Source organism: Actinokineospora sp. (assembly GCF_050699995.1).
In the GTDB taxonomy this organism is placed as follows: domain Bacteria; phylum Actinomycetota; class Actinomycetes; order Mycobacteriales; family Pseudonocardiaceae; genus Actinokineospora.
Genome location: NZ_JBOHGC010000658.1, coordinates 1 through 12,222, shown reverse-complemented (window position 1 = coordinate 12,222; position 12,222 = coordinate 1). Strand labels below are relative to the sequence as shown.

Genomic DNA, 12,222 nt, shown 5'->3' with positions numbered 1-12,222 from the left:
CAGCGCGTGATCGTGGCCCGCTTCGACGTCGAGACGCTCGCCGGCGTGCGGCTGTCAGCGTCACCGGCGATCGAGGCGATGACCTGGCTGCGGCTGGCCGCGCAAGGAGGGTCGCACCCGGTCTTCGGCGATCCCGGCGCGGCCGCCAGGTTCGCGCTGCGCGACCCGGATGTCGCCTTGGTCGCCGCCACGCTGGCGAACCCGGGCAAGGGCATGCCGGACCTGCTCACTCCCAAGCCCGAGCCGGTGCCAACCGACCGGATCCTCGGCGCGCAGCTTGAGCGGATGGCGGCCACCCCGGCGACGGAGGCGGCCCGCCAACTCGCGGACGACTCCGGCGACTCGCGGGTGCGCGCCGCGGTCGACGCGGGCGAGTTCGCCGCGCGCGCCGCGAACGGAATGGCCAAGTTCTGGGCGTCGGCGCTGCGCGACGAGTGGAGCGGCCTACGCGAACGCCTCGACGCCGACCTCGACCACCGCGCCCGGACCATGTCCCGCGAAGGCGTGGCCGGGGTGATCGGCTCGCTACACCCGGACGTGCGCTGGACCGGGTCCGCGATGGAGATCGATCTCTGTATCGACCTGGCGGTCGACTACCAGGCGGCCGACGTCGTGCTGACACCGTCGCTGCTGACCTGGCCCAGCGATGTCGGCGCCCGCGTCAGGTGAGAAACAGCACGGCCGGGGCTGGTCGGCCCCGGCCGTACCCCCAGTGGCACGGCACCAGCACACCGCATCCCGGGGCCACGGAGAAACGATTCGAAGCTGGTCGAATCCTGGCGCGGGCCGCGGCTGGCGCCTGCCGACAGCGCACCGAGCGCGGCGACGCGCTGGTGTGACGGTTGGCGGCTAGCCTGGCGATCGTGGCAGGCATCGGCAAGATTTTCGTCGCGCAGCTGCTGGGCCTGCCGGTCTTCGGGCCGGACGGCGAGTCCATCGGCAAGATCCGGGACGTGGTGGCCGGGCTGCGGGTGGACCGGCAGCCCCCGCGGGTCCTCGGCATGGTCGTCGAGCTGCTGACCCGCAGGCGGATCTTCGTGCCGATGCTGCGGGTCACATCGATCGACGCGAACGCGATCACGCTGGCCACCGGTTCGGTCAATATGCGCCACTTCCACCAGCGGCCCAACGAGGTGCTCGTCGTCGGCCAGCTGATGGACGCGCGGGTCGAGATCGTGGCGAGTGGGACGCAGGCGATCGTCGTGGACACCGCGATGGAACCGACCCGGACCCGCGACTGGGTGCTGGGCCGGGTCGCCATCCGGGAGCGCACCGGGCGGCTGGCGCGGCGCGGGCCGCTGCAGGTGCTGCCGTGGTCGGAGATCCGCGCGCTCGGCATCACCGAGTTGGCCGGGCAGCCGCAGGGCGCCCACCGGCTGCTCGCGGTCTTCGACTCGATGCGCGCCGCCGACGTGGCCACCGCCCTGCAGGACCTGCCCGCGAAGCGGCGCTACGAGGTCGCCGACGCGCTCGACGACGAGCGGCTCGCCGACGTCATCGAGGAACTGCCCGAGGACGACCAGAAGGACCTGCTCACCCACCTGCACGAGGAGCGCGCCGCCGACATCCTCGAGGCGATGGACCCCGACGACGCGGCGGACCTGCTCGCCGAGCTGCCCGAGCCGTACAAGGACCGGCTGCTGGAGCTGATGGAGCCCGAGGAGTCCGAGCCGGTCCGCAGGCTCATGGAGTACTCGTTCGACACCGCGGGCGGGTTGATGACCCCGGAGCCGATCGTGCTGACCCCGGACGCGCCTATCGCGGAGGCGCTCGCGCGCGTGCGCAACCCGGACAACACACCGGCGCTGGCCAGCATGGTCTTCGTGTGCCGTCCGCCGTCCGCCACGCCGACCGGCCGCTACCTGGGCTGTGTTCATATCCAACGGTTGCTTCGTGAACCGCCGTCGGACTTGGTGGCCGGGGCGATCGACAAGGAACTCACCAGCCTGCGGCCCACGGACTCGCTGCTGGAGGTCACCCGCTTCTTCGCCACCTACAACCTGGTGTGCGCGCCGGTGGTCGACGACGAGGAGCACCTACTCGGCGCGGTCACCGTCGACGACGTGCTCGACCACCTGCTGCCCGAAGGCTGGCGGGAGCGCGCCCATGCCTGAGCCCACCTACCGCAGGCGGCTCGACCAGCCACGCAGGCCCCGGACGCTGCGGTTCGAGATCGACCCGGAGGCGTTCGGGCGGTTCTCGGAGCGGCTGGCCCGGTTCCTCGGCACCGGCAAGTTCCTGTTCTGGCAGACCATGCTGGTGATCGCCTGGATCACGATGAACCTGGTCGCGGTGTCGCTGCGCTGGGACCCGTACCCATTCATCCTGCTCAACCTGGCGTTCTCCACCCAGGCCGCCTACGCCGCCCCGCTGATCCTGCTCGCGCAGAACCGGCAGGACGACCGCGACCGCGTGTCGCTGGAGGAAGACCGCGCGCGGGCGGCGCAGACCAAGGCCGACACCGAGTTCCTGGCCCGCGAACTCGCCGCGCTGCGGCTCGCGATCGGTGAGGTCGCCACCCGCGACTACCTGCGCGGTGAGCTGGACAAGCTGCGCGGCGACCTCAAGGCCACCAAGAGGCCGCGGGCGCCCGCCCAGTCCATGCGCGACGACCCCCGCTGGGACGACGACGCCTGACCAGCCATCTCATGCGGTCACGCGGGGTCATTCAACAAGTTTGGCGCAGAGGGCGCCCATGTCGTTGAGCTCGTCGGTGTCGAACTTGGCGACGAAGTGACGCGAAACACCCGCCAGGTGCGTGCGGGCGGCGGTGCGCAGCGTGTCGAGGCCCTCCGGGGTGAGCGTCGCCACGACACCGCGGCCGTCACCGGCGACCCGTTCGCGCGAAACCAGGCCCACGCGTTCCAGGCGGTCGACCAGCCGGGTGACCCCGGAGCGGGACAGCAGGACGGCGTCGGCCAGCTCGGCCATCCGCAGCTTGCGCTCCGGGGCCTCCGCGAGCTGCACCAGCACGTCATATCCCCCAAGGGAAAGCCGCTGCTCAGCGACGAGTTCGGCTTCTAAAGCACGGGTGATCTTGGCGTGGGCACGCAGGAAGGTGCGCCACGCATGGAGTTCTTCACGCGTGGGCCGGGCGGACTGATCCGGCACGGTCAAGGTTCCTCCTGATTGCGATCCTCGCGGCCCTCGGGGTGGAACTGGTTAAGGCTGAGCGGGGGATCGATGTTACGGAACGCGATTGTCCCGACGCGCAGTGCCCTGTGGCGCCCGCCATCCGCACGAAGGCGGCGGGCTACTCGGTCGTAGCATGGTCTGGTGACCACAACGGAGCAGGTTCCCAGCGTCGAGACAGTGCGCGCCGCGCTGGCGAAGGTCGAGGACCCCGAGATCCACAAGCCGATCACCGAACTCGGCATGGTCAAGGGCATCACCGTGCACGACGACGGCAAGGTCGACGTCGCGGTGTACCTGACCGTCGCGGGCTGTCCGCTCCGGGACAAGATCACCAAGGACGTCACCGCCGCGGTCGCCGCCCTGCCCGGCGTGACCAGCGTCGCCGTCGAACTCGACGTGATGAACGACGAGCAGCGCACCACCCTCCGCAAGTCGCTGCGCGGCGACAGCGAGGAACCCCGCATCCCCTTCGCCGAACCGGGCTCGCTGACACGCGTGTACTGCGTCGCGTCCGGCAAGGGCGGCGTCGGCAAGTCCAGCGTCACGGTCAACCTCGCCGTCGCCATGGCGGCGCGCGGCATCAAGGTCGGCATCGTCGACGCCGACATCTACGGCCACTCCATCCCGAGGATGGTCGGCACCAGCGAAAAGCCGACCAAGGTCGAGAAGAAGATCCTCCCGCCGGAGGCCAACGGCGTGAAGGTCATCTCGATCGGCATGTTCACACCGGGCAACGCCCCGGTCGTGTGGCGCGGCCCGATGCTCCACCGTGCACTCCAGCAGTTCCTCGCGGACGTCTTCTGGGGCGACCTCGACGTGCTCCTGCTCGACCTGCCCCCCGGCACCGGCGACATCGCCATCTCCGTCGCCCAGCTGATCCCGAACGCGGAAATCCTCGTGGTGACCACCCCGCAGCAGGCCGCCGCCGAGGTGGCCGAGCGGGCGGGCGCGGTCGCCCTGCAGACCCGGCAGCGGGTGGCGGGCGTCATCGAGAACATGTCCTGGCTGGAAATGCCGGACGGCTCTCGAATGGACCTTTTCGGCACGGGCGGCGGACAGCTGGTGGCGGACTCCCTGTCCCGCGCGGTCGGCTCGACGGTGCCCCTGCTCGGCCAGGTCCCACTCGACCCACGCCTGCGCGAAGGCGGCGACTCCGGCCTGCCCCTGGTGAAGTCGACTCCGGACGCTCCCGCGGCGAAGGTGCTCGACGACATCGCGGGCAAGCTGTCCATCCGGGCCCGTGGCCTGGCAGGCCGAATGCTGTCGGTCAGCCCCGCCGGCCGCTAGGACACCCAACGTTCCTGGATCAGGTGGCGTCGGGGTCGAACGGGGACTGTGGCTGCGGACCCACTGCAGGCGGGTCCACCGGCTTGGCCGGGATGGCGGGCTGCGGGGCGTGGCCGTTGGGCTTGACGCCGTTGTCGTTGTCGCCGAAGAGGTGGTTCGTGACCAGTTGCTTCGGGTCCAGGTTGCGCAGCTGCTGGAGGTCCTGCAGGGGCTTGCGGAGTTCGTCGTACTCGGGGCCGAGTTCGGATTTGAGCTGGTCGCGGGCGCCGGTGGCGTATTCGCGGACCTTGCGGACCGTGCGGCCCACCCAGGCCGCGGCGTCCGGGAGGCGTTCCGGGCCCAGGATGAACAGGCCGGCCACGCCGAGCACCAGGATCTCGGTCCAACCGATGCTCTCGAACACCCTTACCTCCGAATTCGCGAACCGTCCCCGACCAGGTTATCCCGTCAATCTGACTGCAGGGTTACCTGAATGGTCAGCTCTTGGCCCTGTCTGGCCAACACAACCGGAACGGTCTGCCCTGGCTGGTGGCTGCGGACCGCCACGGTCAGTTCTGCGGCGTTGCGGACCTGGCGGTCGCCGAGTTTGCGGATGACGTCGCCCTCGGCGATGCCCGCGCGGGACGCGGCGCCGCCTTCGGTGACGTTGACGACCTGGGCGCCCTCGGCGGTCTCCGCCGACACCGACCGGACGTTCGCGCCGAGGTCGGCGTGCTTGACCTTGCCGTCGCGGATGATCATCTCGGCGATCCGCTTGGCGTCGTTGGACGGGATGGCGAAGCCGAGGCCGACGCTGCCGGTGTTGCCTGAGCCGCTGCTGCGGATCGCCGAGTTGATGCCGACCAGGGCGCCGGTCGAGTCGACCAGCGGGCCGCCGGAGTTGCCCTGGTTGATCGAGGCGTCGGTCTGGATGGCGTCGTAGGTGATCGGGGCCTGGCCGTTGTCGCCGCCGGCGACGACCGGGCGGTGCAGGGCGCTGACGATGCCCTCGGTGACGGTGTCGGTCAGGCCCAGGGGGGAGCCGACGGCGATGACGGCGTCGCCGACCTTGAGGTCGTCGGAATTGCCGAACTGCAGGACGGTCGGGTTGGTGACGGCGACCTTGATGACCGCGAGGTCGGTCTTAGGGTCGGTGCCGACGAGCTTGGCCTCGGCCCGGGTGCCGTCGGTGAAGACGGTGGTGATCTTGGCTTTGTCGTCGGCGCGGCCTTCGAGGGTGACCACGTGCCAGTTGGTCACGATGTATCCCGCGCCGTCGATGAGGACACCGGAGCCGGTGCCGCCGCCCTGTTCCATCCGGACCTCGATGGACACCACGGCGGGCCGCACGCGCGCGGCGATGTCGGACACCGAACCCGCGGGCCGCTCCTTGCCCGCTTCGGCCTGCGCGAGGGTGACGTCGCTGGTCAGGGCATCGCCACCGCGGGCGACGACCCAGCCGACGAGACCGCCGACCGCGCCGATCAACAGAGCCACCAAGCCGAGGATCCCCAGGGCGAGCGGCTTGACCCGCCTGCCGAAGAGCACCTCGGTGAGGCTGAGCTGACCACCCGGCGGGCGCTTGGTGTCGGTCGTCGAGCCGTCGGGTTCGCGGTCGAGGGCCGGTGGGCCGATGACGGCGCCCGCGGCCGGGTCACGCCACGGGTCGAAGCCGTCCTCAGTCCACATCGGGTCGTCCTGGGGGGCCGTGGCGCGCGCTCCCGGAGGGCGCTGCAGCACGACGTCGGACTCGCCTGGAGGCCTGCCGAAGGCGCTGCTCAGCGACTCCGGCGGGGGTGGTGTGGAGGTGAGGGTACCGATCGGCGCCGGTGCGGGGGCGTTGGGTGAGAACGCGCCCTCGACGCCGGCGGGCCTGCCGAAGACGGCGGCGCTGGACGGGTCGACCGGGGGGCGGTCGAGCGGCCGAGGCCCGACTCGCTGCTGGTGATCGATGGCGAACGGCCCCGGTGGATTCAGGCGCGCGTCCCGGCCGAGGACGGGCTGGGTCACGGTGGCGTCCGGGTCCGGGGTGGCCCCCTGGCCGCGGTCAGCCACGGCGGGCTGCTGCGGTGCGGGGGTGTTCGCGGCCTGGGTCGGGTCCGAGTTGTGCTCGCTCATCACTGCTCAGGATGCCCGCCGCACGGTTAAGTGGGCGTACTAGCGCGCTGGGACGGTGCCGAAGTGGGCGTTCAGCTGGCCGCCGACGAAGCCCGCGGGTTCGACGTCGGAGCCGAAGTTCGGGTCACTCGGCCCGTCGGTGCCGCCGGTGTTGACGAACGCCAAGGCGCCGAGAACCAGGCCGGACACCACGACGCCCGCGCCCTGTGCGGCGCGTCTTCCCGGCCGGCGGCCCAGGACGTTGCGGCTCTCGCCGAGTTTTGGGGACGAGCCCAGCGGCACACTGCTGCCGAATGCGGCCTTGTCGGTGCGCTGGACGGCGACGAGCTGGCCGTCCTCGGTGACCGCGAGGCCGTCCGGGGTGGCGGGCAGGTCGACTTCCTGCGGGATCGCGCGCAGTGACGCGAGCAGACCCGCGGGCATGGCCGGGGTGTCGGCGGCGCGGACCGCGGCGCGGGCCTGGCGCTGGGCGTTGATGTCGGCGGCGCACCACGGGCACTTGGCCAGGTGCGAGGTGACCCGGTCGACCGCGGTGCGCGACAGCTCGCCGTCGACGAAAGCGACGACGGCGTCGGGCAGCAGGTGCTGTTCGGGCAGCCCCCAGCCACGCTCAAGGCTCATCGGTTCGACTCCGTGGTCGAGAGGGTCATCACAGGCCTTCCCGTGCGAGCTCGCGGCGACGCTCGAGCGACGCGCGGAGGGCCTGGCGGCCCCGGTGGATCCTGCTCCGCACAGTACCGAGCTTCACCCCGAGGGTGGCACCGATCTCTTCGTAGGAAAGGCCTTCCACGTCACACAGGACCACCGCGGCGCGGAACTCGGGCGGCAGCTCGTCGAGCGCGGCCTGCAGGTCCGGGTCGAGATGGGTGTCGGAGTAGACCTGCTCGGGGCTGGGGTCGTCGCCGACGAGCCGGTCGGTGTCCTCGGGCAGGCCTTCCATGCGCAGCCGGGAGCGGCGCCGGGCCATGTCGAGGAACAGGTTGGTCGTGATGCGGTGCAGCCAGCCCTCGAACGTGCCGGGCTTGTAGGACGCCAGCGACCGGAAGACCCGGATGAACGTCTCCTGGGTCAGGTCCTCGGCGTCGTGAGCGTTGCCGGAGAGGCGGTACGCGAGGCGGTAGACGCGGTCGCCGTGTTCGCGCACGACCTCGTCCCATGACGGCGGCGTCCAGGCCGGGGCGTCCAAGCCGACCGGCTTGTTGTCCAGGACCGTCTCGCTCATCGGCTGCGTCTGCATCGTGGGGATACGCACCTCCTGAAGGCTGTGTTGCCCACTGCCGGTTCCAACGTGCGTGTCGCCCATCTTGTTCCCCCTCCACGACAGATTCCCCGTCTTGGCGATGAGCATTCAGCACGCCCATGTGGCGACCGTGAGAGTCGGCTGAGACCTGCCTGAGAAAACCGGTGACGTGCTCCACGGCAAGGTTCACCCGATTTTGGGACTTCCCTCGCTAGTCTGCGTCCCTGTGGGACCGGAAACCGCGGCTGAGCTGAGCGACTACGTCGACGCCTACCTCGCCGACGACGAGCCGCTGGCGGCCGCACGGGCCCGCGCGATCGCCTTGGGCTGCCCGCCTGCGAGCTCAGGGACCTGCGCCGCCCTGCGGTTTCTCGCCGCGGTCCTGCAGGCCAGGGCTGTCGTGGAGATCGGCACCGGCACCGGGGTGAGCGGCCTGTCGCTGCTGCGCGGAATGGCCCCGGACGGCGTCCTGACCTCGATCGATGTCGACCCGGAGCACCAGGCCGTCGCAAAGCGAGCCTTCTTGGAGTCGGGCGTGGCGCCCGGACGCACTCGGCTGATCATGGGCCGCGGGGTCGACGTGCTGCCCCGGCTGACCGACGGCGGCTACGACCTGATGTTCGCCGACGCCGCCAAGGCGGACTACCTGACCTATTACGCCCAGGGTGTGCGCCTGCTGCGCCCCGGCGGCGTGCTCGCGTTCGATGACGTCAACGCCGCCGCCGACCCGTCCCGCCACGACGTCGAGAGCACGGCACTGCGCGAGGTGGCCAAGCTGGTGCGCGAGGACGACCGGCTGGTCCCGCTGCTGCTGCCGACGGGCGACGGACTGCTGGTCGCGGCCAAGATCTAGCTACTCCGCGCGGACGCCCTTGCCGAGGACGACGACCCCGTTCGCGCTCACCGTGTACTGCTGGCGGTCGGCCTCTTGGTTTACGCCGATGCGCGCGCCGTCGGCGACGATCACGTTCTTGTCCAGGATCGCGCGCCGCACGGTCGCGCCCTTCCCGACCCGCACGCCGGGCAGCAGCACACTGCCCTCGACCGTCGCGCCGTCCTCGATCACCACGTCCGCGCTGATCACCGAGTCGACGACCGACGCGCCGGAGATGATCGCCCCCGGGCCGACGATCGACTCGACCGCGGACCCCAGGTTGACGAACTTCGCGGGCGGCAGCGGCGGCGTCGCGGTCCGGATCGGCCACCGCTGGTTGTAGAGGTTGAACACCGGGTGCACTGAGACCAGGTCCTGGTGGGCTTCGTAGTAGGCGTCCAGGGTCCCGACGTCGCGCCAGTAGCCGCGGTCGCGCTCGGTGGCGCCGGGGACGTCGTTGTCGTCGAAGTCGTAGACGTGCGCGGTGCCCGCGTCGACGAGCATCGGGATGATGTCGCCGCCCATGTCGTGCAGCGAGTCCGGATTCGCCGCGTCCGCGCGAAGAGCGTCGAGGAGCGCGCTGGTCGTGAACAAATAGTTGCCCATGGACGCGAACGTCACGTTCGGGTCGTCGGGCACCGACGGCGGGTCCGCGGGCTTCTCCAGGAACCGGGTGATCCGGCCGTCGGGGCCGGAGTCGATGCAGCCGAACGCGCGCGCCTCGGCGCGGGGCACCCGGATCCCGGCGACGGTGACGCCCGCGCCGGAGTCGATGTGCCGGTCGAGCATCTGCGCCGGGTCCATCCGGTAGACGTGGTCGGCGCCGAAGACCGCGATGTGGTCCGGGGCTTCGTCATAGACCAAGTTCAAGGACTGGAAGATCGCGTCGGCGCTGCCGGTGTACCAGCGCGGGCCGAGCCGCTGCTGCGCCGGGACCGGGGTGATGTACTGCCCGAGGACGCTGGAGAGCCGCCACGTCGTGGAGATGTGCCGGTCGAGCGAGTGCGACTTGTACTGGGTCAGCACGCAAAGCTGGTGGAAGCCGCCGTTGACCAGGTTCGACAGGACGAAGTCGACGAGGCGGTAGTTGCCGCCGAAGGGAACGGCGGGCTTGGCGCGGTCGGCCGTCAGCGGCCAGAGCCGCTTGCCCTCCCCGCCAGCCAGCACGATGCCTAGTACGCGCGGCCGGCCCTTCACGTCTCGACCCTAACCGGCCGCACGGGACCCAGGCCACCGGTGACACGCCGCTCGGGCCCCTCGTCGCCGCACGTTCACCCGTGCGCCGCAATGCGTTCCGCCAGGTACCCGCGACTAGCCTGGCTCGCGTGCACATCGGATTGCTGACGCGCGAGTACCCGCCGGAGGTCTACGGCGGCGCAGGCGTCCACGTGGGGGCGCTGGCGCCCCGGCTGCGTGGACTGGTCGACGTCGACGTGCACCGCATCGGCGGACCCGTCCCCGGCGCGTTCGCGCACGCTCCCCTGCCGGACCTGTCCGCGGTCAACCCGGCCCTGGGGATGCTCTCCGCCGACCTGGCGATCACGGCGGCGACCGCGGGCCTGGACCTGGTCCACTCGCACACCTGGTACGCGAACCTGGCAGGCCACCTGTCGTCGCTGCTGCACGGCGTGCCGCACGTGGTCACCGCGCACTCGCTGGAGCCGCGCAGGCCGTGGAAGGCCGAACAGCTCGGCGGCGGCTACCGGCTGTCCTGCTGGATCGAACGGACAGCTTACGAATCCGCGGCGGCGATCATCGCGGTCAGCGAGGGCATGCGCGCCGACGTCCTGGCCTGCTACCCGACGCTGGACCCGGAGCGCGTCCACGTCGTGCGCAACGGCATCGACACCACCGAGTACCACCCGGTCACGGAGACGGACGCCCTGCTCAGCGAGGGTATCGACCCCGACAGGCCGATCGTCGCGTTCATCGGCCGGATCACCCGGCAGAAGGGCGTGGGACACCTGATCGCCGCCGCCCACCGGATCGACCCGGCCGCCCAGATCGTGCTGTGTGCGGGCGCCCCCGACACCCCGGAGATCGAGGCCGAGACCCGCGCCGCCGTCGCCGAACTGGCCGAATCGCGCGAAGGGGTCTTCTGGATCCAGCGGATGCTTAAGCAGCACGAGGTCCGGCAGGTGCTCAGCCAGGCCGCCGTGTTCGTCTGCCCATCGGTCTACGAACCGCTGGGCATCGTCAACCTGGAGGCGATGGCCTGCGGAACCGCGATCGTGGCCTCCGACGTGGGCGGCATCCCCGAGGTGGTCGCCGACGGCGTCAACGGCCTGCTCGTGCACTACGACGAGGCCGACACCGAGTCCTACCGGGCGGGGTTGGCCGAGGCGGTCAACCGGGTGCTCGGTGATCCCGCAGGGGCGGCCGCGATGGGCGCGGCGGGCCGTGAGCGGGCCGAGCGGGAGTTCTCGTGGACGACGGTGGCGGAGCGCACGGTAGCCGTCTACACGCGGGTCGCCACTGAGAACCCGGTCAGGAAGTAGCACCTACTGTGTTCGCTGTGGAGGGTCGACTGGTTCGCTGGGTCAGGCGGCACCGAGTGCGGTTCAGCCGGTACGCGGTGGCCTCGCTCGTCGCGACCGGCATCACCCAGCTCGTGCTGTCGGTGCTGTTCTCCTCCGGCCTCGACGCGACCTCGGCGAGCGCGATCGGGTTCGTCGCGGGCGCCGTCCCACACTTCGTGATGATCCGCTGGTGGGCATGGGGTCAGCGCGGCATGCCCAGGCTGACCAAGCAGGTCGTCGGCTATCTCGTCGTCACCGGGCTCGGCGGGTTCGTCTCGATCGGGCTGACCACGGTCGCCGAGCAGGTGTTCGCGCCGCTGGTCGTCGACCGCGGCGCCCGCACCCTGGTGTTGATCATTGCTTACCTGCTCGGCGGGCTGCCGGTGTTCGTGGCGAAGTTCGCGTTCCTGGACCGGGTGTTCGGTCAGGCGTACGACGCCACCAGTTCGACGAGTGTGCGCGCGGCGAACCCGGTGGCGCCGGGCACGACGTCGTCGTAGGACTTGTCCGCCCGCGCCGGGCCCGCGATGTCGAGGTGCGCCCACGGGGTGTCCCCGGTGAAGTGCCGCAGGAACAGGGCGGCGGTGATGCCGCCGGGGCCGCTCGGGCACTGCCGGATGTCGGCGACCTCGCTGACCACGGCGTCGGCGTACTGCTCTTCGAGCAGCGGCATCCGCCAGAAGGCCTCGCCGACCCTGGCTCCCGCCTCGCGAAGCCGCTCGGCCAGGGCGTCGTCGGTGGCGAACAGGCCAGCGGTGCGCATGCCGAGGCTGACCTTCATCGCGCCGGTCAGGGTGGCCACGTCGACCAGCAGGTCGGGCTTGAGCGTCGCCCCCGCGTAGGCCAGCGCGTCGGCCAGGACCATGCGGCCCTCGGCGTCGGTGTTGGTGACCTCGGTGGTCCGGCCGCCGTAGTGCCGGACGATGTCGCCGGGGCGGTAGGCGGACCCGGACATGTGGTTCTCCGCGCACGGCACGAGGGCGGTCACCCGCACGTCCAGCCCGAGCCGGCCGATGGCCTCGACGGCGGCGATCACCGCGCCGCCGCCCGCCATGTCCGTACGCATGAGG

14 protein-coding genes are annotated in these 12,222 nt (G+C 71.1%); 7 read left to right on the top strand and 7 right to left on the bottom strand.

Going from position 1 to position 12,222, the window contains the following annotated elements:
• Positions 1-6 precede the first annotated feature (6 nt).
• The 3 genes from ACRDSQ_RS32050 (at position 7) to ACRDSQ_RS32040 (ending at position 2,637) form a co-directional block, all read left to right on the top strand.
• On the top strand, positions 7-669 hold the full coding sequence (locus ACRDSQ_RS32050) for a hypothetical protein (protein WP_431426325.1): 663 nt from the start codon (positions 7-9) through the stop codon (positions 667-669).
• 203 nt (positions 670-872) lie between these two features.
• Complete coding sequence (locus tag ACRDSQ_RS32045; RefSeq protein ID WP_431426397.1) at positions 873-2,114, top strand: magnesium transporter MgtE N-terminal domain-containing protein; 1,242 nt, start codon at positions 873-875, stop codon at positions 2,112-2,114.
• Positions 2,107-2,637, top strand: a complete 531-nt coding sequence (locus ACRDSQ_RS32040; RefSeq protein ID WP_431426324.1) for a DUF1003 domain-containing protein — start codon at positions 2,107-2,109, stop codon at positions 2,635-2,637. The genes ACRDSQ_RS32045 and ACRDSQ_RS32040 overlap by 8 nt, the downstream gene beginning before the upstream one ends.
• A 27-nt stretch (positions 2,638-2,664) precedes the next feature.
• On the opposite strand, the gene ACRDSQ_RS32035 is transcribed toward ACRDSQ_RS32040, so the two are convergent.
• Positions 2,665-3,117: a MarR family winged helix-turn-helix transcriptional regulator gene (locus ACRDSQ_RS32035; protein ID WP_431426322.1), complete on the bottom strand. Its 453-nt coding sequence runs from the start codon at positions 3,115-3,117 to the stop codon at positions 2,665-2,667.
• 159 nt (positions 3,118-3,276) lie between these two features.
• Between ACRDSQ_RS32035 and ACRDSQ_RS32030 the strand changes: the two genes are divergently transcribed.
• On the top strand, positions 3,277-4,422 hold the full coding sequence (locus ACRDSQ_RS32030; RefSeq protein WP_431426320.1) for an Mrp/NBP35 family ATP-binding protein: 1,146 nt from the start codon (positions 3,277-3,279) through the stop codon (positions 4,420-4,422).
• 19 nt (positions 4,423-4,441) lie between these two features.
• Here ACRDSQ_RS32030 and tatB read toward each other — a convergent pair whose 3' ends face one another.
• Genes tatB through sigE form a run of 4 tightly spaced genes read right to left on the bottom strand, consistent with a single transcriptional unit; the run spans position 4,442 to position 7,741 of the window.
• Entirely contained in the window at positions 4,442-4,825 is a 384-nt protein-coding gene (tatB, locus tag ACRDSQ_RS32025; RefSeq protein WP_431426318.1) for a Sec-independent protein translocase protein TatB, read from the bottom strand.
• A gap of 44 nt (positions 4,826-4,869) precedes the next feature.
• Complete coding sequence (locus tag ACRDSQ_RS32020) at positions 4,870-6,519, bottom strand: trypsin-like peptidase domain-containing protein (RefSeq protein ID WP_431426317.1); 1,650 nt, start codon at positions 6,517-6,519, stop codon at positions 4,870-4,872.
• Between the two features lie 39 nt (positions 6,520-6,558).
• Positions 6,559-7,140 (bottom strand): zf-HC2 domain-containing protein, encoded by a 582-nt coding sequence (locus ACRDSQ_RS32015; protein WP_431426315.1) that lies wholly within the window; start codon positions 7,138-7,140, stop codon positions 6,559-6,561.
• Positions 7,141-7,168: 28 nt separating this feature from the next.
• Entirely contained in the window at positions 7,169-7,741 is a 573-nt protein-coding gene (gene sigE / locus ACRDSQ_RS32010) for an RNA polymerase sigma factor SigE (protein ID WP_176926794.1), read from the bottom strand.
• 244 nt (positions 7,742-7,985) lie between these two features.
• On the opposite strand from sigE, the gene ACRDSQ_RS32005 reads away from it, so the two are divergent.
• Positions 7,986-8,612, top strand: a complete 627-nt coding sequence (locus tag ACRDSQ_RS32005; RefSeq protein WP_431426313.1) for an O-methyltransferase — start codon at positions 7,986-7,988, stop codon at positions 8,610-8,612.
• On the opposite strand, the gene glgC is transcribed toward ACRDSQ_RS32005, so the two are convergent.
• Entirely contained in the window at positions 8,613-9,830 is a 1,218-nt protein-coding gene (glgC, locus tag ACRDSQ_RS32000) for a glucose-1-phosphate adenylyltransferase (protein ID WP_431426311.1), read from the bottom strand.
• Positions 9,831-9,958: 128 nt separating this feature from the next.
• Here glgC and glgA point away from each other — a divergent pair, with 128 nt between their 5' ends.
• Both glgA and ACRDSQ_RS31990 read left to right on the top strand, forming a co-directional pair.
• Positions 9,959-11,131: a glycogen synthase gene (gene glgA / locus ACRDSQ_RS31995; protein ID WP_431426309.1), complete on the top strand. Its 1,173-nt coding sequence runs from the start codon at positions 9,959-9,961 to the stop codon at positions 11,129-11,131.
• Positions 11,132-11,187: 56 nt separating this feature from the next.
• Complete coding sequence (locus ACRDSQ_RS31990) at positions 11,188-11,652, top strand: GtrA family protein (RefSeq protein WP_431426307.1); 465 nt, start codon at positions 11,188-11,190, stop codon at positions 11,650-11,652.
• Here the strand turns inward: ACRDSQ_RS31990 and ACRDSQ_RS31985 are convergent.
• A partial coding sequence (locus ACRDSQ_RS31985) for a leucyl aminopeptidase family protein (RefSeq protein WP_431426305.1) occupies positions 11,577-12,222 on the bottom strand: 646 nt, incomplete at its 5' end. The two genes, ACRDSQ_RS31990 and ACRDSQ_RS31985, sit on opposite strands and share 76 nt — an antisense overlap.

Coding starts and splice junctions, on each gene's coding strand:
- ACRDSQ_RS32015 (WP_431426315.1), bottom strand. CDS start 7,140: ATGAGCCTTGAGCGTGGCTGGGGGCTGCCCGAACAGCACCTGCTGCCC.
- ACRDSQ_RS32040 (WP_431426324.1), top strand. CDS start 2,107: ATGCCTGAGCCCACCTACCGCAGGCGGCTCGACCAGCCACGCAGGCCC.
- sigE (WP_176926794.1), bottom strand. CDS start 7,741: ATGAGCGAGACGGTCCTGGACAACAAGCCGGTCGGCTTGGACGCCCCG.
- ACRDSQ_RS32020 (WP_431426317.1), bottom strand. CDS start 6,519: ATGAGCGAGCACAACTCGGACCCGACCCAGGCCGCGAACACCCCCGCA.